Source organism: Reyranella humidisoli (assembly GCF_019039055.1).
Lineage (GTDB): Bacteria > Pseudomonadota > Alphaproteobacteria > Reyranellales > Reyranellaceae > Reyranella > Reyranella humidisoli.
The window spans coordinates 351244-372686 of the sequence record NZ_JAHOPB010000001.1; the positions used below are offsets into that span (position 1 = coordinate 351244).

22 protein-coding genes and 1 tRNA gene are annotated in these 21443 nt (G+C 65.3%); 16 read left to right on the forward strand and 7 right to left on the reverse strand.

Going from position 1 to position 21443, the window contains the following annotated elements; translation table 11 throughout:
• Positions 1 to 47 precede the first annotated feature (47 nt).
• Positions 48 to 806 (reverse strand): SDR family NAD(P)-dependent oxidoreductase, encoded by a 759-nt coding sequence (locus KQ910_RS01745; RefSeq protein ID WP_216956524.1) that lies wholly within the window; start codon positions 804 to 806, stop codon positions 48 to 50.
• 205 nt (positions 807 to 1011) lie between these two features.
• Between KQ910_RS01745 and rpmI the strand changes: the two genes are divergently transcribed.
• The 5 genes from rpmI to lepA all read left to right on the forward strand — a co-directional run bounded on the left by rpmI (position 1012) and on the right by lepA (position 6957).
• Complete coding sequence (gene rpmI / locus KQ910_RS01750) at positions 1012 to 1215, forward strand: 50S ribosomal protein L35 (RefSeq protein ID WP_216956527.1); 204 nt, start codon at positions 1012 to 1014, stop codon at positions 1213 to 1215.
• Between the two features lie 3 nt (positions 1216 to 1218).
• Positions 1219 to 1575, forward strand: a complete 357-nt coding sequence (gene rplT, locus KQ910_RS01755) for a 50S ribosomal protein L20 (protein ID WP_068187875.1) — start codon at positions 1219 to 1221, stop codon at positions 1573 to 1575.
• A gap of 97 nt (positions 1576 to 1672) precedes the next feature.
• The gene (pheS, locus tag KQ910_RS01760; RefSeq protein ID WP_216956530.1) at positions 1673 to 2752 is read left to right on the forward strand and encodes a phenylalanine--tRNA ligase subunit alpha; all 1080 of its coding nucleotides are present in this window, start codon (positions 1673 to 1675) and stop codon (positions 2750 to 2752) included.
• Positions 2749 to 5148, forward strand: coding sequence for a phenylalanine--tRNA ligase subunit beta (pheT, locus tag KQ910_RS01765; protein ID WP_216956533.1), 2400 nt, complete (start codon positions 2749 to 2751; stop codon positions 5146 to 5148). The genes pheS and pheT overlap by 4 nt, the downstream gene beginning before the upstream one ends.
• A 6-nt stretch (positions 5149 to 5154) precedes the next feature.
• Positions 5155 to 6957, forward strand: a complete 1803-nt coding sequence (gene lepA, locus KQ910_RS01770; RefSeq protein WP_216956535.1) for a translation elongation factor 4 — start codon at positions 5155 to 5157, stop codon at positions 6955 to 6957.
• A gap of 171 nt (positions 6958 to 7128) precedes the next feature.
• On the opposite strand, the gene KQ910_RS01775 is transcribed toward lepA, so the two are convergent.
• On the reverse strand, positions 7129 to 7476 hold the full coding sequence (locus tag KQ910_RS01775; protein ID WP_216956539.1) for a hypothetical protein: 348 nt from the start codon (positions 7474 to 7476) through the stop codon (positions 7129 to 7131).
• Between the two features lie 118 nt (positions 7477 to 7594).
• Between KQ910_RS01775 and KQ910_RS01780 the strand changes: the two genes are divergently transcribed.
• A tRNA-Ser gene (locus tag KQ910_RS01780) sits at positions 7595 to 7684 on the forward strand.
• A 127-nt stretch (positions 7685 to 7811) separates the two neighbouring features.
• On the opposite strand, the gene KQ910_RS01785 is transcribed toward KQ910_RS01780, so the two are convergent.
• From KQ910_RS01785 to KQ910_RS01795, 3 genes are read right to left on the reverse strand one after another with little or no spacing between them, the layout of a single operon-like run.
• Complete coding sequence (locus KQ910_RS01785) at positions 7812 to 8426, reverse strand: TPM domain-containing protein (protein ID WP_216956542.1); 615 nt, start codon at positions 8424 to 8426, stop codon at positions 7812 to 7814.
• Positions 8426 to 9181, reverse strand: a complete 756-nt coding sequence (locus KQ910_RS01790; RefSeq protein WP_216956545.1) for a TPM domain-containing protein — start codon at positions 9179 to 9181, stop codon at positions 8426 to 8428. Before KQ910_RS01790 ends, KQ910_RS01785 begins: the two co-directional genes overlap by 1 nt.
• A 9-nt stretch (positions 9182 to 9190) precedes the next feature.
• Positions 9191 to 9799: a LemA family protein gene (locus KQ910_RS01795; RefSeq protein WP_216956548.1), complete on the reverse strand. Its 609-nt coding sequence runs from the start codon at positions 9797 to 9799 to the stop codon at positions 9191 to 9193.
• A gap of 234 nt (positions 9800 to 10033) precedes the next feature.
• On the opposite strand from KQ910_RS01795, the gene KQ910_RS01800 reads away from it, so the two are divergent.
• Complete coding sequence (locus KQ910_RS01800; protein WP_216956551.1) at positions 10034 to 10480, forward strand: hypothetical protein; 447 nt, start codon at positions 10034 to 10036, stop codon at positions 10478 to 10480.
• Between the two features lie 150 nt (positions 10481 to 10630).
• Positions 10631 to 11923 (forward strand): amidohydrolase, encoded by a 1293-nt coding sequence (locus KQ910_RS01805; RefSeq protein WP_216956554.1) that lies wholly within the window; start codon positions 10631 to 10633, stop codon positions 11921 to 11923.
• A 2-nt stretch (positions 11924 to 11925) separates the two neighbouring features.
• Here the strand turns inward: KQ910_RS01805 and KQ910_RS01810 are convergent, their stop codons facing one another.
• Complete coding sequence (locus tag KQ910_RS01810; protein WP_216956557.1) at positions 11926 to 12396, reverse strand: MaoC family dehydratase; 471 nt, start codon at positions 12394 to 12396, stop codon at positions 11926 to 11928.
• A 117-nt stretch (positions 12397 to 12513) separates the two neighbouring features.
• On the opposite strand from KQ910_RS01810, the gene KQ910_RS01815 reads away from it, so the two are divergent.
• The 5 genes from KQ910_RS01815 (at position 12514) to KQ910_RS01835 (ending at position 18237) form a co-directional block, all read left to right on the forward strand.
• Positions 12514 to 13710, forward strand: coding sequence for an iron-containing alcohol dehydrogenase (locus tag KQ910_RS01815; RefSeq protein WP_255560177.1), 1197 nt, complete (start codon positions 12514 to 12516; stop codon positions 13708 to 13710).
• Between the two features lie 445 nt (positions 13711 to 14155).
• Positions 14156 to 15796, forward strand: a complete 1641-nt coding sequence (locus tag KQ910_RS01820; protein ID WP_216956562.1) for an arylsulfatase — start codon at positions 14156 to 14158, stop codon at positions 15794 to 15796.
• Positions 15797 to 15827: 31 nt separating this feature from the next.
• Positions 15828 to 16841 carry an HAD family hydrolase gene (locus tag KQ910_RS01825; protein ID WP_216956565.1) on the forward strand — a complete coding sequence of 338 codons (1014 nt, stop codon included), beginning with the start codon at positions 15828 to 15830 and terminating at the stop codon, positions 16839 to 16841.
• A 9-nt stretch (positions 16842 to 16850) separates the two neighbouring features.
• A complete protein-coding gene (locus KQ910_RS01830; RefSeq protein WP_216956568.1) occupies positions 16851 to 17573 on the forward strand; it encodes a 2'-5' RNA ligase family protein in 723 nt (240 codons plus the stop codon).
• A gap of 16 nt (positions 17574 to 17589) precedes the next feature.
• Positions 17590 to 18237, forward strand: coding sequence for a DUF2490 domain-containing protein (locus tag KQ910_RS01835; protein ID WP_216956571.1), 648 nt, complete (start codon positions 17590 to 17592; stop codon positions 18235 to 18237).
• Between the two features lie 250 nt (positions 18238 to 18487).
• Here the strand turns inward: KQ910_RS01835 and KQ910_RS01840 are convergent, their stop codons facing one another.
• Positions 18488 to 19024: an SET domain-containing protein-lysine N-methyltransferase gene (locus KQ910_RS01840; protein WP_216956573.1), complete on the reverse strand. Its 537-nt coding sequence runs from the start codon at positions 19022 to 19024 to the stop codon at positions 18488 to 18490.
• Positions 19025 to 19283: 259 nt separating this feature from the next.
• On the opposite strand from KQ910_RS01840, the gene KQ910_RS01845 reads away from it, so the two are divergent.
• From KQ910_RS01845 to KQ910_RS01855, 3 genes are all read left to right on the forward strand, one after another.
• Entirely contained in the window at positions 19284 to 19868 is a 585-nt protein-coding gene (locus KQ910_RS01845) for an NUDIX domain-containing protein (protein ID WP_216956576.1), read from the forward strand.
• Between the two features lie 48 nt (positions 19869 to 19916).
• Positions 19917 to 20981, forward strand: a complete 1065-nt coding sequence (locus tag KQ910_RS01850; protein WP_216956579.1) for an Ldh family oxidoreductase — start codon at positions 19917 to 19919, stop codon at positions 20979 to 20981.
• Between the two features lie 65 nt (positions 20982 to 21046).
• Positions 21047 to 21439 carry a hypothetical protein gene (locus KQ910_RS01855; RefSeq protein WP_216956582.1) on the forward strand — a complete coding sequence of 131 codons (393 nt, stop codon included), beginning with the start codon at positions 21047 to 21049 and terminating at the stop codon, positions 21437 to 21439.
• Positions 21440 to 21443: the final 4 nt, after the last annotated feature.

Here is a 21443-nt window from a genome sequence, read left to right on the forward strand (position 1 = left end):
CAGCTTTCGCCGCCCGGACAACGCGTCGACATGCCGAACGTTGCGGCTCAGGGCATGTACGCCCCGCCGTTGACGTGCAGCACCTGTCCCGTGGTGGCATCGGAATCGTCCGAGGCCAGGAAGACCGCCGTGCGCGCGATCTGCTCGGGCGTCAGCAGCTTGCCGCCCAGCGGGATGTTGGCGCGCGCCATCTCGACCAGTTCGGCGTCGGTGTTGCCGTAGCGCGGCTGGGCGGTGTCGGTGGTGCCGGGCGCGATGGCGTTGACGCGGATGCCGTGCGGCGCCAGTTCGAGCGCCATCGCCCGCGTCATCGAGACGATGCCACCCTTGCTGGCGCTGTAATGGACGCCGCGCACCGCGCCGCGCACCGACTGGGACGACAGGTTGATGATCGAGCCGCCGGTCCGGCGGGCGGCGATCAGCGCCCGGGCGACGGCGATGGTGGCGAAGCAGCCGGCCTTCAGGTTGATGTCCATCAGGTAATCCCAGTCGCTCTCGCGCATCTCGAGCAGCGGCACGCGCGGATAGACGCCGGCATTGTTCACCAGGATGTCGGGCGGCCCCAGCACCTTCACGGTCTCGGCGACCATCGCCTCGATCTCGGCGACCTTCGAGACGTCGGCCTTGAGGAGATAGGCCTGCCGGCCGAGCTGGGCGATGTCCCGCGCCACCGCCTCGGCGGCCGGACGGTCGTCGAGCCAGCTCACCGCCACGTTCGCGCCCTCGCCCGCCAGCGCCCGGGCGATGGCCGCCCCGATGCCCTGCTGGGCGCCCGTTACCAGAGCCACCTTGCCTGCCAGTTTCATGCGAAAATCCCCCGTCAAATGGGCATTCTGCCCGATCCCGGCGTGCTTGCACGGACCGGGCCGCCTCTGTATAAGCCCCGTTCCTTCAAGCGGCTTGGCCAATAAGGGCATTGCCTCGGCTGCTTCGTAAGGACCTTTCGGCCGTCTGTTCACACAGGGGGCCGGGACCGGCGCGCAAGCGCTAACCCTTTGAAAAGGAACAAAAATGCCCAAGATGAAGACCAAGAGCGCGGCCAAGAAGCGATTCCGCTTCACGGCCTCGGGTAAAGCGAAGCATGGAGTGGCGGGCAAGCGCCACGGCATGAGCAAGCGGGGCAACCGCTTCCTCCGCCAGGCGACCGGCATGGCCATCGTGTCCGATCCCGACACCCGCATCCTCAAGCGCAACTTCTTCCCGTACGAGAGGTAGACCATGGCACGCGTAAAGCGGGGCGTGGCTGCACACGCTCGTCACAAGAAGGTTCTCAAGCTCGCCAAGGGCTATCGCGGCCGCGCCAAGGCGGCGTTCCGCGTCGGCATCGAGAAGGTCGAAAAGGGCCTTCAGTATGCCTACCGCGACCGCCGCAACAAGAAGCGCGCGTTCCGTGGCCTCTGGATCCAGCGCATCAACGCTGCGACCCGCGAGCATGGCATGACCTATTCGCAGTTCATGAACGGCATCATCAAGGCCGGGATCGAGATGGACCGCAAGGTCATGGCCGATCTCGCCACCCGGGAGCCTGCGGCGTTCAAGGCTTTGGTCGATCAGGCCCAGGCCGCCCTCAAGTAACGTCTTCCGCGCGTAACGCGCGGCTGGCAGAGATCGCAAAGAGGGAGCCTGGACCACAGGCTCCCTTTTTTCGTGTTCGGTTTCGAGAGTGGGAAAGATGGACGATCTTTCGACGATTCGCAGCGAGGCGCTCGACGCCGTGCAGGCCGCCGCCGATCTCGGCGCGCTGGAGGCCGCCCGCGTGGCCGTGCTCGGCAAGAAGGGCAGCGTCACCGGCCTGATGAAGACGCTGGGCGGGCTCGCGCCCGAGCAGCGCAAGGAATTCGGCGCCCGCGTGAACCAGCTCAAGGGCGAGATCGAGGCCGCGCTCGACGCCCGCAAGGGCTCGCTCAGCGCCTCGGCGCTGGAAGCCCGGCTCGCTTCCGAGAAGATCGACGTCACCCTGCCCGCCCGTCCCGCGGCCGAAGGGTCGCTGCATCCGATCGGCCAGGTGATGGACGAGGTCGGCGCCATCTTCGGCGAGATGGGCTTCACCTGGGCCGACGGTCCCGACATCGAGGACGACTGGCACAACTTCACCGCCCTCAACATCCCGCCGGATCATCCCGCGCGCCAGATGCAGGACACGTTCTACCTGCCGCCACGCGCCGACGGCACGCCGATGGTGCTGCGCACACATACGTCTCCGGTGCAGGCGCGCACCATGCTGAGCAAGGACGTGCAGAAGCGGCTGGCCGACGGCGGCTCGCTGCGCATCATCGTGCCCGGCCGCACCTTCCGCATCGACAGCGACGCCACGCACACGCCGATGTTCCACCAGGTCGAGGGCCTGGTGATCGACCGCACGACCCACATGGGCCATCTCAAGGGCTGCCTGGTCGATTTCTGCCGCGCCTTCTTCGAGGTCGACGACCTGCCGCTGCGCTTCCGCCCGTCCTACTTCCCGTTCACCGAACCGTCGGCCGAGGTCGACATCGGCTGCTCGTGGAAGGACGGCGAACTGAAGATCGGCGCCGGCGATTCATGGCTGGAGATCCTGGGCTCGGGCATGGTGCACCCCAACGTCATCGCCAATTGCGGCCTCGATCCCGCCGTCTATCAGGGCTTCGCCTTCGGCATGGGCATCGATCGCATCGCCATGCTGAAGTACGGCATCCCCGACCTGCGCGCCTTCTTCGACGCCGACCTGCGCTGGCTGCGCCACTACGGCTTCTCGGCTCTGGAGGCCGTGAAATGAAATTCACCCTGTCCTGGCTCAAGGAGCATCTCGACACCACCGCGACCCTCACCGAGGTGCGCGACGCGCTGACCATGCTCGGCCTCGAGGTCGAGGGCATTACCGATCCGGCAGAGGCGCTGAAGGGCTTCGTCGTAGGCTACGTCGTCGAGGCGGTGCAGCACCCGAACGCCGACCGCCTGCGCGTCTGCAAGGTCGACACCGGCGCCGGCATCGTCCAGGTCGTCTGCGGCGCGCCCAACGCGCGCACCGGCATGAAGGGCATCTTCGCACCGCCGGGCAGCTACATTCCCGGCACCGACCTCCATCTCAAGGTCGGCAAGATCCGCGGCGAGGAGTCGAACGGCATGCTCTGCTCCTCGCGCGAGCTGCAGCTCGGCGACGACCATAGCGGCATCATCGACCTGCCGGCCGAGACCGTGACCGGCATCCCCGCGGCCCAGGCGCTCGGCCTCGACGACGCGGTGATCGAGATCAAGGTGACGCCCAACCGCGGCGATTGCCTGGGCGTGCACGGCATCGCGCGCGACCTCGCCGCCGCCGGCCTCGGCACGCTGAAGCCGGTGAAGGCCGACGCGATCAAGGGCACCTACCAGAGCCCGGTGAAGTGGACGCACGGCTACGAGGCCAAGCCCGACAGCCCCTGCCCGATCGTGGTCGGCCGCCATTTCCGCGGCGTGAAGAACGGCCCCTCGCCCGACTGGCTGCAGCGCCGGCTGAAGGCGATCGGCCTGCGCCCGATCTCGGCGCTGGTCGACATCACCAACCTCGTGACCTTCGACCTCAACCGGCCGCTGCACGTCTATGACGCCGCGAAGCTGTCGGGCGACCTCGTCATGCGCCAGGCGCGCGAGGGCGAGCAGACGCTGGCGCTCGACGGCCGCACCTACACGCTCGATCCCGCGGTGTCGGTGATCGCCGACGACAAGGCCGTGCACGGCATCGGCGGCATCATGGGCGGCGAGGAGACCGGCGTTCAGCCCGAGACCACCACCGTGTTCCTCGAGGCCGCCTACTTCCAACCGATCGGCATCGCCGCCTCGGGCCGCAAGCTCGGCATCCTGTCGGACGCACGCTACCGCAACGAGCGCGGCATCGATCCGGAGTCCTGCTGGTGGGGCGCCGAGGTGGCGACGCGCCTGATCCTCGAACTCTGCGGCGGCGAGTGCAGCGAGATCGTGTCGAGCGGCGTGATGCCGGCCTGGCAGCGCCGCTACGACCTGCGCGCCGATCGCGTGAAGACCCTGACCGGCATCGACGTGCCCGACGCCGACACCGCCTCGATCCTGAAGAAGCTGGGTTTCGAGGTGAACGGCAGCGGCCCGTGGACCGCCGCCGTCCCGTCGTGGCGTCCCGACATCGTGGGCGAGGCGGACCTCGTCGAAGAAGTCACGCGCGTCTTCGGCTTCGACCGCATTCCCACCACCTCGCTGCCGCGCCTGTCGACGACGTCAAAGCCGGTGCGCGACGCCATGCAGCGGCGCGTGCCGCAGGCCCGCCGGGCGCTGGCCGCGCGCGGGCTGAACGAGGCCGTCACCTGGTCGTTCCTGCCGCGCCGCAAGGCCGAGCGCTTCGGCGGCGGCCAGGCCGACCTGCAGCTCCTGAACTCGATCGACGCGACGCTCGACACGATGCGGCCCTCGATCCTGCCAAACCTGATCGATGCAGCGTCGCGCAACGAGGCGCGCGGCCTCGCCGACCCGGCGCTGTTCGAGGTCGGTCCGCAGTACAAGGATGCGACGCCGCAGGGCCAGCGCATGGTCGCCTCCGGCATCCGCCATCACAGCGCGGTGCCGCGCAACTGGGCGGGCCCTGCCCGCACGGTCGATGCGTTCGACGCCAAGGCCGATGCGCTGGCGGTGCTGGCCGCGATCGGCGCGCCCGACACGATCGCCGCCTATGGCGGTTCGGCGCCGGACTGGTACCATCCCGGCCGCTCCGGCGCGCTGAAGCTCGGCGACCGCGTGATGGCTTACTTCGGCGAGCTGCATCCCGAGATTGTCGCGGAAGCCGACCTCAAGGGACCGGTGACCGCCTTCGAGGTGTTCCTCGATGCGCCGCCGCTGCCCAAGGCGAAGGCCACCAAGGCGCGGCCGAAGCTGGTCCTCTCGCCGTTCCAGCCGGTCGAGCGCGACTTCGCGTTCCTCGTGGACGCCAGCGTCGAGGCGGAGAAGCTGGTGCGCGCCGCGCGCAACGCCGACAAGCTGCTGATCACGGCGGCGCGCGTGTTCGATGTCTATGCCGGCAAGGGCGTGCCCGAGGGCCAGAAGTCGCTGGCCATCGCGGTGACCTTGCAGCCGATGGAACGGACGCTGACCGACGCCGAGATCGAGGCCGTGTGCAACAAGATCGTGGCGCAGGTGACCAAGGTCACAGGCGCCGTGCTGCGTGGTTAGGGTGAAATGACCGACCTGTCGCTGATTCGCAATTTCTCGATCATCGCTCACATCGACCACGGCAAGAGCACGCTGGCCGACCGGCTGCTGCTGGCCTGCGGGGCGGTGACGGAGCGCGAGTTCCACGACCAGATGCTCGACTCGATGGACATCGAGCGCGAGCGCGGCATCACCATCAAGGCACAGACCGTGCGCCTCAACTACAAGGCACAGGACGGCAAGACCTACGTGCTGAACCTGATGGACACGCCGGGCCATGTCGACTTCGCCTACGAGGTGAGCCGCTCGCTGGCCGCCTGCGAGGGCTCGCTGCTGGTGGTCGACGCCAGCCAGGGCGTCGAGGCGCAGACGCTGGCCAACGCCTATCACGCCATCGAGGTCAATCACGAGATCATCCCGGTCCTGAACAAGATCGATCTGCCGTCCGCCGATCCGGAGCGGGTCTGCCGCGAGATCGAGGACGTGGTCGGCATCGACACGTCGGAGGCGGTGAAGGTGTCGGCCAAGACCGGCCTCGGCATCGACGAGCTGCTCGAGGCGATGGTCAAGCGCCTGCCGGCGCCCAAGGGCGAGCGCGACGCCCCGCTGAAGGCCCTGCTGGTCGACAGCTGGTACGACCCGTACCTCGGCGTGGTGACGCTGGTCCGCGTGCAGGACGGCGTGCTGCGCCGTGGCATGAAGATCCGCATGATGGCGGCGGCCGCGGCCTACGACCTCGACAAGGTCGGCATCTTCGCGCCCAAGGCGACCGACGTGGCCGAACTCGGTCCCGGCGAGATCGGCTTCATCATCGCCGGCATCAAGACCATCGCCGACTGCAAGGTCGGCGACACGATCACCGACGACCGCAAGCCCGCGACCGAGATGCTGTCGGGCTTCAAGCCCAGCGTGCCGGTGGTGTTCTGCGGCCTGTTCCCCGCCGACGCGGCCGAGTTCGAGACGCTGCGCGAGTCGCTGTCCAAGCTGCGCCTCAACGACTCCTCGTTCCATTTCGAGGCCGAGACCAGCGCGGCGCTGGGCTTCGGCTTCCGTTGCGGCTTCCTGGGCCTGCTGCATCTGGAGATCGTGCAGGAGCGGCTGGAGCGCGAGTTCAACCTCGACCTGGTCACGACGGCCCCCTCGGTCGTCTACAAGGTCGCGATGGTCGACGGTACGTCGATGGAACTGCACAACCCCGCGGACTATCCCGATCCGATGAAGATCGAGACGATGCAGGAGCCGTGGATCAAGGCCACGATCATCACGCCCGACGAGCATCTCGGTTCCGTGCTGACGCTCTGCCAGGAGCGCCGCGGCCAGCAGATCGAGCTCACCTATGCCGGCACGCGCGCCATGGCCGTCTATCGCCTGCCACTGAACGAGGTCGTGTTCGACTTCTACGACCGGCTGAAGTCGATGACGCGCGGCTATGCCAGCTTCGACTACGAGATGGACGGCTACGAGGAGAGCGAGCTGGTGAAGCTCGCCATCCTGGTGAACGCCGAGCCGGTCGATGCGCTGTCGATGATCGTGCACAAGAACGCCGCCGAGAGCCGCGGCCGCCAGCTCTGCGAGCGGCTGAAGGACCTGATCCCGCGCCAGCTCTTCAAGATCGCCATCCAGGCCGCGATCGGCGGCCGGGTGATCGCGCGCGAGACGATCAGCCCGATGCGCAAGGACGTGCTGGCCAAGTGCTATGGCGGCGATATCAGCCGCAAGAAGAAGCTCCTGGAGAAGCAGAAGAAGGGCAAGAAGCGGATGCGGCAGATCGGCGAGGTCGAGATCCCGCAGTCGGCCTTCATCGCCGCCCTCAAGATGGACAATCGGTGAGCGGAACCACCTTCCTCCCCATTCAAATGGGGAGGTAGCGGCGTCTTACGCCGACGGAGGGGTCATGGCCTTCGCGATGCCCATGACCCCATCGCCCCGTATGACGGGGCACTTCCCCATTTGAATGGGGAAGCAATTGATCCCTGCAGCTCAATCCATGTCGGAAAGACTCTAGGAGAGCCCGCCGCGGCGTCGGCGGGGGCGCGAGCCCGCGAGAAAGCCCGGCTCCGTACGGCCGCCATCGCGGCGGCCGATCCAGACCAGGGCGAAACCCAGCACGAGGAAGGCCGGCACCGCCGGCACCGTGAGCAGCGGCCGCATCATCCACGTCCACAGGATGCCCGAGAGATGGCGCCGCGCCGATGTCTGGGTGTTGCCGAGCGAGGACGGGTCGAGGTGCGACCAGAGGCTTCCCAGGGTCGAAAAGGGGTAGCTCCCCTCGGACCACCAGGTGAGCAGGTCGTGCACGACCACTGCGACAGCCAGGGCCAGCAGCAGCCAGCCCAGGGCACGAAACACGACCATTACTCCCCCAGGCACCGCTCCGACGGGCGGACCCTAACCAAGCCGCCGGGACCGGGGAAGGACGTTGCCCAAACCATCCACCGATGTATAAGAGCGGCCGACCGCGCTTCCCGGACAGGTGGCCGAGCGGTTTAAGGCACACGCTTGGAAAGCGTGCGTGGTGTAACAGCCACCGCGGGTTCGAATCCCGCCCTGTCCGCCATTCATTCTGCGAACCTTCTCTCCAGGGCTTGAGCCCTGGAGAATAGGCCCGATTCCCGGGCCAGTCCTCGCGGGAGAGAACCACGATGGCCCGCACAGATCGTGCCCCTCCGGCCAAGCGTGGACTTTCAGATCAGATAGATCCGATTTGGCAGCTCGCTGCGTTCCCCTTCGACCAATGGGAAATGAGCCGCCAGGACGGCACTGCACCGATCGATCGCCGTGACAAAGCCGTCGGCAATGTGGCCTTCCCGCATGTGGCCTCTCAAGATATCGATCGCGCCCTGCCACTCCTCCCGGGGAACGCGGCTGGCAATGCCCTCGTCAGCGATAATGCGAGCGTAGCGCTCGGCCAACGAGACGAAGATCAGGATGCCGGTCCTCTCTCGTGTTCGCGCGATGCCGCGACCCACGAACTGCTCCATGGCCGCGCGGTGGGCGAGAGCACGCCTCGCCGCTCGAGGCAGAAGCGCCACGCGCACACGTGGCAGGCAGAAGACCGCAAGCGAACCGAAGAAGGCCAGAACCTGCAGCGACAATATCAGTTGCAGCGGTGCCGCCGTAAAGCTCATCAACATCCACGGTAGCGCCAGCGCAATGACCGCTGCCAGCATCACAGGCACGCCGACTGCTTCCGACGACGAGGTCCTGGCCAGTACGCAGACGATCTCACCCGTCGTACGAGCCTCGCTGGCGTGGATGGCGGAGGAGATGCGCGCGCGGTCCTGTTCGCTCAATTCCATCACCAGCTCCCTGACGCTCCGCCGCCGCCGGAAGAGCCCCCGCGGCCTGAGAACCCGCCGCCGCCCCTGGAAGATCCCCCTCCGCCCGATCCGCCGCCCCGCCCGCTCATCAGCATGCCGATCACCAGCCACCGGAAGGCCGGCGACACGATCATCAACCCGATCACCGCGATGATGACGACGATGACGAGCCAGTTCACAGGAGCCGAGGCCGGTTCGCTGTCGACACGCAGCGAGGGACGCTGCTGCCATTCCGAGGAATCGGTCGTCAGGACGATGATGATGTCATCGACGCCGCGCGTTATGCCTCCGGCGAAATCGCCTGTCTTGAAACGCGGGGCGATCGCATTGGTGATGATCACCTTCGATAGCGCATCGGTCAGCGTTCCCTCGAGACCGTACCCAACCTCGATCCGGACGCGCTTCTGGTTGGGCGCCACCAGAAGCAACACACCATTGTTGCTCGTCTTGTCGCCGAGCTTCCAGGTCCGAAACAATTCGTTGGCGTACGGCTCGATTTCCTGGCCGTCGAGCGAACTCACCGTGGCGACAACGAGCTGGATACCCGACCTCGATTCGAGGTCGGCGAGCTTGGACTGCAGATCTGCGACAGCGGTCGCCGGCAAGATGTGGGCTTCGTCGACGACCCTGCCGGTCAATGGCGGGAAATTGGCCGCGAAGGCGGCCCACCCGAACAACAGGGACAGCGCCAAGCCCGCGATCCACGCGCCTGTTCTCGAGCGACCAGGACGCATGGTCGACGATCAGAACTTGACGGTCGGTGGCGTCTGGGCGGTATCGCTGGCGGTGAATTCAGCCATCGGCTTGTTCGACCGGAATGCGGTCATTGCCCACAGCATGCCGGGAAAGGTCCTGAGCTCGGTATTGTAAGCCCGTACGGCTTCGATGTAGTCGCGGCGCGCGACGGTAATGCGATTCTCCGTGCCCTCGAGCTGCGACTGCATCGCCAGGAAGTTCTGGTTCGATTTGAGGTCCGGATAATTCTCGCTGATGGCGATCAGCCGGCCCAGGGCGCCCGAGAGCTGGTTCTGCGCATCCTGAAACTGCTTCACCTTTTCCGGATCGGTGAGCTGGGACACGTCGATCCTGGTCTGGGTGGCCTTCGCACGGGCCTCGACCACGGCGGTCAACACGTCTTTCTCCTGCTTGGCATAGCCTTGAACCGTCGCGACCAAATTCGGAATCAAGTCTGCACGACGTTGGTAGTTGTTCTGGACGTCGCCCCACTTCGCTTTCGCTTGCTCCTCGAGCGTCGGGATATTGTTGTACCCACACGACGCCAGGCCCAGGCACAGAACGGCAGTGGCCAGACGCGAAAGGAATGAACTTGAGATCGATCTCGTACCCGTCATGACTCTCCTCGCGAGGCCGACGCTCGTCGAGCCGCGTGTGAAACGTCATTCCTTTCCGGAAGTTCCACTCCGCCTGACGCTTCGCCCTACCTCGCAACTCGCCGTCAGCTTTGCCGGCCGGGATGCTGCAGCGCCCGGGTGCGGACGTTTTCCCCAAACAGCCTTCCAAATTCACAAATTCGGTCAGTGGACTATTCACCGCGCCGGTGCTTGTTTCACCACGAGGTGAACACGATGCCCACACCCGACGACGTTGAGAAAGCCCTGGACGCTATTGCAACCGAGGGCGCCCATGAGGTCCCGGAACCGCTGACGGTCCAGTCCGTCTTCTGGCGGATGATCGATCTCGAGAAGAAGCTGCGTATCTTTCACAGGATGGCAGACAATCGCGATTTGCAGTTCGAGGTGATGACCTACGAGCTGCCTTCCTTCGCCAATCTCCGCCCGCCCACCGAGCTGGGCGTAGAGGTCGACAGGGGACTGATCAAGCCGATCGCGGCGGCAACCTTGCTTCTGAAATCGCTCCAGCGCGCGCAGCGTATCGTTGTTGCAGAGCCGCAAGTGCTGGATGACATCCAGCGGTGTATCGACCGCTTCCTCCAGACCCTGCCGCAGGCGCGCGCTCATCTGCAGCTGCACGGTGCTGATCCGAAACTGTCGCTGCCGGCGGACGAGCTTTAGGGCGATTGGCCCTTCTGAGTTGCGCCAGCTCCTGACCGACCAGCGCCTTCATCGCCTGCAGGCTCTAGACGATTCGTTTTGCGACGGTGTCCTGTACTGACTCGGGAAGAGTTCACAAGCGCCCGCGACGAAAGCAAGGATGGTAAGTCCTTGCACACCTGCCCCGCCGTCTACGACACTCACGGCATGAACGACATCACCACCGGCAACGAACTCTCCGAGCGCATTTCCGCGGCTGCCCTCGAGATCGAGGACAAGGTCATCGCGTGGCGGCGCGACATTCACGAGCACCCGGAGCTTTCCTATCAGGAGACGCGCACCGCCGCGCTCGCCGCCGAGCACCTGAAGAAGCTCGGCTACGAGGTGAAGACGGGCGTCGGGATCACCGGCGTCGTGGGCGTGCTGAGAGGCGGCAAGCCCGGCGGCGTCGTGGCGCTGCGGGCCGACATGGATGCGCTGCCCGTCGAGGAGAAGGTCGACCTGCCCTTCGCGTCAAAGGCCAAGCAGCAGTATCTCGGGCAGACCGTTCCGGTGATGCATGCCTGCGGCCACGATTGCCACGTCGCCATCCTGATGGGTGTGGCCGAGATCCTGGCCGGCATGAAGGACGAGATCCCGGGCACGGTTAAGCTGATCTTCCAGCCCAACGAGGAAGGCTCCAACGACGGTCGCCCGAGCGGCGCCGAGGCGATGATCGCCGACGGCTGCATGCAGAATCCGGCGCCGTCCGCCGTGTTCGGCCTGCACGTCACCTCGGGCATCCGCTCGGGCGTGATTGCGCTCCGTCCCGGCGGGCTGATGGCGAGCGCCGATCGCCTCAAGATCGACGTCGAGGGCCGCCAGACGCACGGCTCGCAGCCGTGGCGCGGCATCGATCCCGTCGTCACCTCGGCGCAGATCATCCTGGCGTTGCAGACCATCGTCAGCCGTCAGCTCGATCCCACCCTGTCGCCGGCGGTGATCTCGATCTCGACCATCCATGGCGGCGTGCGCAACAACATCCTGCCCGACTCGGTCGCCATGGAAGGCACCATCCGCACCCACGATGAGGGCGTGCGTACAGATATCCGGAAGCGCATCGAAAAGACCGCCGGCGCCATCGCCGATGCCGCCGGCGCCAAGGCCACCGTCACGGTCTTCGACGGCGTGCCGGTGACCTACAACGATCCGCCGCTCACCGACTGGGGCACTAACAGCCTGAAGAACGGTCTCGATACCCAGCGCGTCACCGAGGTGCGCCCGGTGATGGGCGCCGAGGATTTCTCGTATCTCGCCCAGGTCGTGCCGGGCATGTTCTTCTTCCTGGGCGTCGTGCCACCGGACGTCGACCCGCTGCAGGCGCCGGCGAACCATTCGCCGCTCTTCCGTGTCGACGAGCCCGCACTCAAGTACGGCGTGCGCGCGCTCAGCTATCTCGCGGTCGACTATCTGAAGCGGAAGTAGGCTTACGTTTTGGCGTAGGCGATGCTCATGGTCTCGGCAACACAGGCCGGACGTTCCTGGCCCTCGATCTCGACGGTCCACTGGTATGTCATGCGAATGCCGCCGTTCGGCATGTCGTCGGCGGCGAGCAGCTTCTGGCGGCCGCGGATGCGCGCCCCAACCTGCACGGGGCTGGTGTAGCGCACCTTGTTCGATCCGTAGTTGATGCCGTTCCGCATATTGTCGATCTTGAGGACATCGCGGGCGAAGGTGGAGATCACGGCAAAGGTAAGATTGCCGTGCGCGATGGTCTTCCCGTCCGGCATGTCCGTCTTGCAGCGCTCGACGTCGACATGGATCCATTGATGATCGCCGCTTGCTTCGGCGAATGTGTTGATGCGTTCCTGTGTCATGACCAGCCAGTCGCTGACCCCCAGCTCCTGACCGACCAGCGCCTTCATCGCCTGCGGATTCTCGACGGTTCGCTTTGCCATGATGTCCTCCCTCAAACCAACGCCGATCCTGTACTGTCGCAGGGAGCGTTCCAAGCGCAGTGTGCTATCCAGGCCGCAAGTGTTTGCAATACACTCTGAATATCAGGAGGAAATCGAATGAGCTTTCGTGCCTCAGGCCATAGCTGGCGTTTGCACTGCGGATCGAACGTCCTTGAGGGTCACCTCATGGAGGTCGTTGCCCGCGCCGGCGCCAGGCGCGCATTCGTCGTCTGCTCACCGTCCATCAACAGGCGAACCGACATTGTCCGCCGCATCGAAAAGGCCCTGGGGCCGGTTTTTGCCGGCGTGTTCGATCAGATCGAAAAGGATTGCCCCTATCCCAACGTCTGCGCCGCCAGGGATGCCGCGCGCGAAGCCAATGCCGATCTCCTTGTCGCCGTCGGTGGCGGGAGCGTGCTGGTCGCCACGCGGGCGGTCGCCATCTTCCTCGGCGAGGATCGCAGCCCCTTCGAGATCATGACGCAGTACCCGGCCGACAAGCCGGCCTATAGCCCGCGGCTGGCAGCGCCGAAGCTTCCCATCGTCAACATCCCGACGACTCCCACCAGCGCAATGAATCGCGCTGGAACGGGACTCAAGAATGCCGATCTCGATCACCGAATGGAGTTCTTCGACCCCAAGACCCGGCCGCAGGCAATCCTGCTGGATTACGAGGTCTTGATGACGACACCCTCCTCCTCCCACCGGTCGACCGCCACCACGGTCTTTGCCGGCCTTGTCGGCGCCATCGCCGCTCCCGAATCCAATCCTCTGGTCGAAGGCGATCGCCTCCAGGCGTTCCGTCTCGCCTTGCGCGCCTATTCGGGCCTTGCCGAGAATCGCGACGATGCGGCCTCGCGGGCCGATCTCTGCATAGCGGCCTTTCTTCAGAACCGTGCCGAGGACGATGGAGCCCGCCTGGCGGCCAGCTCTTCCTTTGGCGGCGATTACGCCGTCTCCACCGCCTTGCATGTCCAGTTCCCGCATGTCGGCCAGGGCGAGTCGATCTCCTCCATCCACGCCACCAAGATCCGGTTGTCGCAGAATGACGACGCGGACGCGGCGCAGGCAGTCGCCGACGCCCTCGGCCTCGGTCGTGGCGCCGGGCCGGTCAAACTGGCCATCGCCGATGAGCTGGAACGACTGTACCGCTGCGTGGGAATGCCGGTTCGTCTCGGCGAACTGGATATTCCGCGATCGGCGATTCCCATCATCGCAGGACTGACGGTGAAGAATTTCAATGCCAACGCGGGCGTCCGATCCGATGGCGAACGTATTGCCGCGGCTCAGCAGCTGCTGGAGGCCGCTTACTGACCGATCGGCAGGTCAGGGCAGCGGACACTGGCCGAGCCGCGAGAAGGTGGGCGCGATCACCACTCGGCGTTCAGGAAGCCGGATCAAAGTCACCCCAGATTATCTCGCTCATGGCCAGGTCGGGCGGCTTGCTCGCCGTGCCTCGAGCCGATGGCGAGGCTCCCAGTTCCAGTTCGCAAGTTCCCTGTTCCGAAAGGCCATACTTTGCGACCTTTGTGCTATCCACGGCGCCGCAGCCCACAGATTGCCCCACATTTTCTTGGATCGCCCGCTATCAGCTTGCCCGCGCCCGGCTTGTCGCGGGGGAGACGCCTGGACGCCTGAGTCTCGCGCGGGACTTCGCTCATCCATTCTGCGTATCGAAGTGCTTATTGATCTGCATCAAACAGTGACTGCATGTGATCGTGTAGCCGTGGCCGAGACAAGGCCTTACCAGGGGTGAAGCATGAGCAGAAGAATCGCCAGGCGTCTGCTCGCAACGGTCAGTATGGCTGCCTGCAGCCTGGGCATCATTGCATCGGCCTCCGCCCAGACACCATCAAAGCCCAACATCGTCATCATCTGGGGTGACGACATCGGCCAATCCAACGTCAGCGCTTACTCGCGCGGCCTGATGGGCTACCAGACGCCCAATATCGACCGCATCGCCAGCGAAGGGATGATGTTCACCGACATCTATGCCGAGCAGAGCTGCACGGCGGGTCGCGCCTCGTTCATCACCGGCCAGTCGGGCCTGCGCACCGGCCTCACCAAGGTCGGCCTGCCCGGCGCGACACTGGGCCTGCGCAAGGAGGATCCCACGATCGCCGAGCTGCTGAAGGCGCAGGGCTATGCGACCGGCCAGTTCGGCAAGAACCATCTGGGCGACCGCAACGAATTCCTGCCGACGGTGCACGGCTTCGACGAGTTCTACGGCAACCTCTATCACCTCAATGCCGAGGAAGAGCCCGAGCTGCCGGATTACCCGAAGGACCCGGCGTTCCGCGCGAAGTTCGGCCCGCGCGGCGTGCTCGACTGCAAGGCCACCGACAAGGACGATCCCACGGTCGAGCCGCGCTTCGGCCGCATCGGCAAGCAGACCTGTGTCGACACCGGCCCGCTGACCAAGAAGCGCATGGAGACGATCGACGACGACATCGCCGCGCGCGCCGTCGATTTCATCCAGCGCCAGAACAAGGCCGGCAAGCCCGCCTTGGTCTGGGTGAACTTCACCCACATGCACTTCCGCACCCACACCAAGCCGTCGAGCCTCGGCCAGGCCGGCCAATTCCAGAGCCCGTATCACGACACGATGATCGACCATGACAGGAATGTCGGGCAGGTCCTCAAGGTGCTCGACGATCTCAAGATCGCCGACAACACGTTCGTGATGTACTCGACCGACAACGGCCCGCACATGAACTCGTGGCCCGATGGCGCCATGACGCCGTTCCGCAACGAGAAGAACACCAACTGGGAAGGCGCCTACCGCGTGCCCGGCATGGTGCGCTGGCCCGGCCGCATCAAGCCCGGCCAGGTCTCCAACGAGATGGTCGCGCATCTCGACTGGCTGCCCACCCTGCTGGCCATCGGCGGCGAGCCGGCCATCAAGGAGAAGCTCCGGGGCGGCCACAAGGTGGGGGACATGACCTACAAGGTCCATCTCGACGGCGACAATCTCGTGCCCTACCTCACGGGGCAGGCCGCGAAGAGCCCGCGCAAGTCGTTCCTCTACTTCAACGACGACCAGCAACTCACGGCGCTGCGCTACGACAACTGGAAGCTGGTCTTCCTGGAACAGCAGGTGCCCGGCACGCTGCGGGTCTGGGCGGCGCCGTTCGTCAATCTGCGCGTGCCGAAGATCTTCAACCTGCGCACCGACCCCTACGAGCGCGCCGACATCACGTCCAACACCTACTACGACTGGCTGCTGGACCATGCCTTCCTGCTCATCCCGGCGCAGGATTACGTCGGCCAGTTCCTGGCGAGCTTCAAGGAGTTCCCGCAGCGCCAGAAGGCCGCCAGCTTCAACCTCGAGGACGTGATGTCGAAGCTGGGCGACGTGTCGCTGATGGAGAACCAGGGCCTCGGCGCCCCGCCTAAGTAGGGCTTCACGCCCTCCGTCAAGGATCCGCGACATGATCTCGAGACGCTTCTTCGTGTCGCTGGCCTCGGCCGCGTCGCTCGTCCTGGTCACGCCGGCCTTCGCCCAAGGCGATCCGCTTCCCTCCTGGAACGACGGGGCGGCAAAACGGTCTATCGTTGCCTTCGTCGAGAAAGTGACACGGCCCGGCTCACCGGACTTCGTGCCGCCCGCCGAGCGGATCGCCACCTTCGACAATGACGGCACGCTGTGGTGCGAGCAGCCGGTGCCGGTCCAGCTCTATTTCGCGCTCGACCGCGTGAAGGCGCTGGCGCCGCAGCATCCGGAGTGGAAGACGCAGGAACCCTTCGCGTCGATGCTCAGAGGCGATTTCAAGGCGGCGCTCGCCGGGGGCGACCACGCCGTCCTCGACCTCATGCTGACGACCCACGCCGGCATGACCACCGTGGAGTTCGAGAAGATCGTCAGGGATTGGATCGCGACCGCCAGGCATCCGGGCACGGGCAAGCTGTTCACCGAGATGACCTACCAGCCCATGGTCGAGCTGCTGGCCTACCTGAAAACGAACGGGTTCCGGAACTTCATCGTCTCGGGTGGCGGTATCGAGTTCATGCGCCCATGGACGGAAAAGGCCTACGGCATCCCGCCGGAACAGGTGATCGGCAGCAGCATCAAGACGAAGTTCGAGATGCGCGACGGCAAGCCCGTACTCCTGCGGCTGGCGGAACTGAACTTCAACGACGACAGGGCCGGCAAGCCCGTCGCCATCAATCAGCATATCGGCCGGTGGCCGATCGCCGCCTTCGGCAATTCCCGCGGCGACAAGGAGATGCTGGAGTACACGCAGGGTGGCGCCGGCGCGCGCTTCATGCTGCTGGTCTTGCACGACGATGCGGCGCGCGAATACGCCTACGGCCCTGCGCTTGGATTGCCGGACGTCGCGCTGGGCGCCTTCCCGCAGGCACTTTACGAGCAGGCGAAGAAGGACGGCTGGACCGTCGTCAGCATGAAGGACGACTGGAAGCAGATTTTCGCGGCCCCGAAGTAGGAGCTGGGCATGCGTCTGTTCACAAGGATCGTGGCGGCCGTCGGCACCGCCTTCGCGCTTCTGCCCGGTTGGGCCGGTCCGTCGAGCGCGCAACATTCCCCGATCACGGCCATCGACGTGCTGCTGGAGCCCGATGCCACGATGCTGAAGCATGCGGCGGCAACCAACGCCCGCCTGCTCAAGGTCTACCCCCGGGGCTTTGCGCTCGACGAGGCGCACAGGCCGCACATGACGACGCTGCAGCGTTTTGTGCGGACAGCGGACCTCGACAAGGTCTACGACGCCGTGGGCAAGGCGCTGGAGGGCGAGAAGATCGCCGGATGGAAGCTCAAGGCTTTCAAGTATTACTACATACCGACGGGTGAGACCGGTCTTGCCGGCATCGTTATCGAGCCGACGAACGACTGGCTCAGGCTGCAGCAGAAGATCGTCGAGGCAGTGGCGCCCTTCACGGTCCAGAGCGGGAGCGAGGCGGCCTTCCACCTGACCCCCGAAGACGGGGCCTTCAGCAAGGGGCTCGTCGAATACGTCGCGGCGTTCGTGCCCGCTTCAACCGGAAAGAACTTCAATCCGCATGTCACGATCGGTATCGCGCCACAGGACTACTTGAAGGCGATGCTGGCGGAGCCTTTCGAGACCTTCACCTTCTCTCCAACAGGCGTTTCCGTCTATCAGCTCGGCAACTACGGAACCGCACGCAAGAAGCTCAAGGTATGGGAACTGACGCCCTGACGAGGCTCGCGCGCAAGTGACGCGCTGCCGGACGGCCATCCTGGCGGCAATGTTTGCTGCCGCCGGCGCCTCTGCGGTGTTGGCTCAGGACTCCAACGAGTTCTGGCCGGAAGCCCAGTACCACTACTGGTTCGACGACAGAACGAGGGCAATCGCCATGGCGGCGGTGAGCCGCGACATGGCCAGCAACGCCAATTATCAGGCCGAGGAAGGGCTGACACTGGAGCATCGCTTTGCGGATTTCCTTCTCGGACGCATAGGTTATCGCCACGGCGGGGCGACCGACGGTGATCCCTTCAACGAAAACAGGCTTCTCACGGAGCAAACGCTGCGGCTGCACCTGCCGTCTCTGGTCATCGTCGACGTTCGAAACCGCCAGGATTTTCGCTGGCTCGACACCGGGTTTTCGATGCGGTTTCGGGAGCGCATTCAGGTCCAGCGCGATGTCACCATCGACAGCTACACCTTCACCCCCTACGCGTCGGCAGAAGTCTTCTTCGACACGCGCTACGGCCAGTTCTCACGCTACCGGTTGACGGCCGGAGTCACCTTGCCAATCGTTCGGCACTTCAGCTTGGAACCGTATCTTGTCCGTCAGGTCGACTATGTCGGCAGTTCCGCGATCATAAATGCCGTCGGTTTGATCTTTATTGCGGCGTTCTAGGGATCAGAGGTGACAGGCTTTTCCTCGCAACGCGGCGGGCACGGTCAGCCTCCTCCTCCAACGGCTTATGGCCAAGGCGTCCATGTTCGAAGCACCGGAGGAGCCTTGCCAGCAGCGAGGGCCTGGAAGATAGGGAGCGACCTGCCGCCTACTCGCTCAGGCCGAAATCAACGGCCGGTATCGATATGCGATTGCGAACGAGCAATTCCGTGAGTTCTTCACGGCATGTCCAGGTCGAGACAATGCTCCATCAATCCTTGGCGGTCGGGTCGTAGCCGTAGTCGAAGGTCAGTTCCTCGCCGCTGGCGAGCCGGCGAAGGGACCAGGCCTCGACCATCCAGCGGTCGTGAACCTGCAGCATCCGCCATTCACAGTTCGGCTCCGGATCGTGATTGATCAGCGAGATGTGACCGATGGCGACCAGACCGCGTTGGGAAGAGAGAGGATGGTCGAAGTAATTGCCGTTCAGGACCGTCTCGGTGACGTGCTTGATGTCCCGCCTGGGCAACTCCCAGGTGAAGCAGTCATCGATCTTGGTTCCCGGATCGATGATGGAGCAAGCGGTGAGCCCGAGGCCACGACCCGGAATCACCGTGACCTGATACGGTCGGACGGTCAGGGGGATGGCAACGCGTTTGGCCTTGCCGGCGCGTTTGGCCGGCGCGCGCGTGCGCTCTGCCAGATGCCGCCCTTTGACGGGCACCTCCAGGCCGGACTCTGCGCAGGCACGCTCGATCCCGGACCGGAGTTCGTTACCGTCGTACTGGAAGGCAGGCTTGGGCTTCAATCTTGGATGAGCGGCTTCTGAAGCTCGATGTACTCGCAATGGGCCTACTTCTTCCCGGGCATATGAGGAGTTGGTAATATCCAATCACCCCCTGACCTATCAAGTGTTCGAAGCACTCCGGACGCTGAATCTCCGTCTGAATGCCCCCTGCCCTGACCGTTCATTGAAGCCTCGTGTCGAATGCGAACACCGTTCTCCTGTGTGACCCGCAGCGAATCGGGGCTGGGCCGCACGACCGGGCGAATGCAATAGTCCGGCCATGACGAACGAGCGCAAGGGCCCCTGGACCGTTCTTTCCAAGAAGGACGTCTACGAGAATCCGTGGATCCGGCTGACCCATCACGAGGTGCTGACGCCGGCGCAGACGCCCGGCATCTACGGATTGATCCATTACAAGAACCTGGCCATCGGCGTCGTGCCGATCGATTCCGAGGGACATACCTATCTGGTCGGCCAGTATCGCTTTCCCCTGGAGGCCTATAGCTGGGAGATCCCCGAGGGAGGCGGCGCTCCCGGTGTCGACCCGCTCCAGTCTGCCGCCCGCGAGCTTCGCGAGGAGACGGGCCTCAGCGCCAGCCATTGGCGGAAGATCCTGGAGTGCGATCTCTCCAACTCGGTGTCCGACGAGCGCGCCGTGGCCTATGTCGCCTGGGGCCTCACGCAGGGAGAGGCGGAACCTGAAGCCACCGAAGACCTGACGGTGAAACGCGTGCCGTTGGCCGAAGCCTTCCGCATGGTTTCGGCCGGGGAAATCCGCGATGCGCTGAGCGTCCTGTCCCTGCAGGCCGTCGAGCTGCTTCAATTGCAGGGCAAGCTGGATCGCGGCGGACCACGAGACGGTTGATCGCGATGCGGCGCCTCGAATAATGGCGCATCAACAAAGGAAACGGAAATGCCCGCGTCGTACGAAACCCACCGCAAGCAGCTCGAACTGATCCTGGAGGCCTGGGGCATGCCCAAGGCGACGGCGGCCGGTACCGCCGAGATCATGGCCTGGGCCGACCTGCACGGCATCGACACGCACGGCATCTCGATGGTGCCGCCCTATGACGAACGGCGCCTGGGCAACAAGCTCGACCTGCGCGCCGAGCCGAAGATCGTGAAGGAGACGCCGGTGTCGGTGCTGGTCGACGGCGCCGGCGGCCTCGGCCATCCCGCCGGACGGCGCGCCATGGAGATCGCCATCGAGAAGGCGAAGAAGACCGGCATCGGCGTGGCGGCGGTGCGCAACTCCGGCCATTTCGGCGCCTGCGGCTTCTACGTGCTGCAGGCCGTCGATGCGGGCTTCATCGGCATGGCCACGACCTCGGCCAGCGGCATCAACATGGCGCCGACCAACGGCGCGCAGGCCCGCCTGGGCACCGATCCGATCGCCTTCGCCGCGCCCGGCAAGCCGGGCGAGCCGTTCCTGCTCGACATGGCGACCACCACGGTGGCCGCCGGCAAGATCCGCAACAAGGCGAACGAGGGTCTGCAGACGCCGCCGGGCTGGCTGGTGACCAAGGACGGCCTGCCCAGCACCGACCCGCACGAGGTGAGCAAGGGCGGCTTCATGACGCCGCTCGGCGGCACGCCCGAGGGCAGCAGCCACAAGGGCTACGGGCTCGGCGCCATGGTCAACATCCTGAGTTCGGCCCTGTCGGGCGGCGCGATGGTGACGGACCCGACGCGCAACACGCGGCCCGGCCCGATCGACATCGGCCACTTCTTCCTCGCGATGGATCCCGGCATGTTCCGCGACACCGCCGACTTCCAGGCCGATGTCGCTTCCTTCTGCGACACGCTGCGCGCGACGCGCCCGGCCGATCCGGCGAAGCCGGTGCAGGTCGCCGGCGATCCCGAACGCCGCATCGCCGCCGCGCGCATGAAGACCGGCATTCCCGTCGGCCCCAACCTGCTCGCCAAGGTCAAGGAGATCGCACTGGCTTCGGGCGCCGACTGGATCATGGAGGGCTGACGGCCTTGTGGCGGCCGTCTCCGGCGAGGCTGCTGCCTGCCAATCCCGCGCTCTACGATGGGCCGATGATTTCCTTCTGGGTGGCCATCGTCTGGCTGGTCGCCATCACGGTACGCTCCTGCATCCATCTGCTGGCACCCGACGGCGGCGCGCAGTCGATCGCCACGATCGATGTCACGGCGGTGGCCGGCGGCTCCAATATCGTGGCGATCTTCGGCCAGTGGGGCGCGATCCAGCTCCTGCTCGCCCTGCTGCTGTGGGTTCTGCTGCTGCGCTGGCGCGGAACGGTGCCACTGGTGCTGCTGGTCTTCACGCTGGAGCCGGTACTCCGCGGGTTGGCGGGACACCTCAAGCCGGTGACGACGATGGGCACCGCGCCCGGGGCCGAGATCAACTGGCTGGTGCTGCCGGTTATGGCGTTCTTCTTCTATCTGTCGCTCTGCCCGAAACGTCGCTGACGTC

Excerpts from the sequence above, each read along its gene's own strand:
- KQ910_RS01745 (WP_216956524.1), bottom strand. The coding sequence starts at position 806 with ATGAAACTGGCAGGCAAGGTGGCTCTGGTAACGGGCGCCCAGCAGGGC.
- rpmI (WP_216956527.1), top strand. The coding sequence starts at position 1,012 with ATGCCCAAGATGAAGACCAAGAGCGCGGCCAAGAAGCGATTCCGCTTC.
- rplT (WP_068187875.1), top strand. The coding sequence starts at position 1,219 with ATGGCACGCGTAAAGCGGGGCGTGGCTGCACACGCTCGTCACAAGAAG.
- pheS (WP_216956530.1), top strand. The coding sequence starts at position 1,673 with ATGGACGATCTTTCGACGATTCGCAGCGAGGCGCTCGACGCCGTGCAG.
- pheT (WP_216956533.1), top strand. The coding sequence starts at position 2,749 with ATGAAATTCACCCTGTCCTGGCTCAAGGAGCATCTCGACACCACCGCG.
- lepA (WP_216956535.1), top strand. The coding sequence starts at position 5,155 with ATGACCGACCTGTCGCTGATTCGCAATTTCTCGATCATCGCTCACATC.
- KQ910_RS01785 (WP_216956542.1), bottom strand. The coding sequence starts at position 8,426 with ATGGAATTGAGCGAACAGGACCGCGCGCGCATCTCCTCCGCCATCCAC.
- KQ910_RS01790 (WP_216956545.1), bottom strand. The coding sequence starts at position 9,181 with ATGCGTCCTGGTCGCTCGAGAACAGGCGCGTGGATCGCGGGCTTGGCG.
- KQ910_RS01795 (WP_216956548.1), bottom strand. The coding sequence starts at position 9,799 with ATGACGGGTACGAGATCGATCTCAAGTTCATTCCTTTCGCGTCTGGCC.
- KQ910_RS01800 (WP_216956551.1), top strand. The coding sequence starts at position 10,034 with ATGCCCACACCCGACGACGTTGAGAAAGCCCTGGACGCTATTGCAACC.
- KQ910_RS01810 (WP_216956557.1), bottom strand. The coding sequence starts at position 12,396 with ATGGCAAAGCGAACCGTCGAGAATCCGCAGGCGATGAAGGCGCTGGTC.
- KQ910_RS01815 (WP_255560177.1), top strand. The coding sequence starts at position 12,514 with ATGAGCTTTCGTGCCTCAGGCCATAGCTGGCGTTTGCACTGCGGATCG.
- KQ910_RS01820 (WP_216956562.1), top strand. The coding sequence starts at position 14,156 with ATGAGCAGAAGAATCGCCAGGCGTCTGCTCGCAACGGTCAGTATGGCT.
- KQ910_RS01825 (WP_216956565.1), top strand. The coding sequence starts at position 15,828 with ATGATCTCGAGACGCTTCTTCGTGTCGCTGGCCTCGGCCGCGTCGCTC.
- KQ910_RS01830 (WP_216956568.1), top strand. The coding sequence starts at position 16,851 with ATGCGTCTGTTCACAAGGATCGTGGCGGCCGTCGGCACCGCCTTCGCG.
- KQ910_RS01845 (WP_216956576.1), top strand. The coding sequence starts at position 19,284 with ATGACGAACGAGCGCAAGGGCCCCTGGACCGTTCTTTCCAAGAAGGAC.
- KQ910_RS01850 (WP_216956579.1), top strand. The coding sequence starts at position 19,917 with ATGCCCGCGTCGTACGAAACCCACCGCAAGCAGCTCGAACTGATCCTG.
- KQ910_RS01855 (WP_216956582.1), top strand. The coding sequence starts at position 21,047 with ATGATTTCCTTCTGGGTGGCCATCGTCTGGCTGGTCGCCATCACGGTA.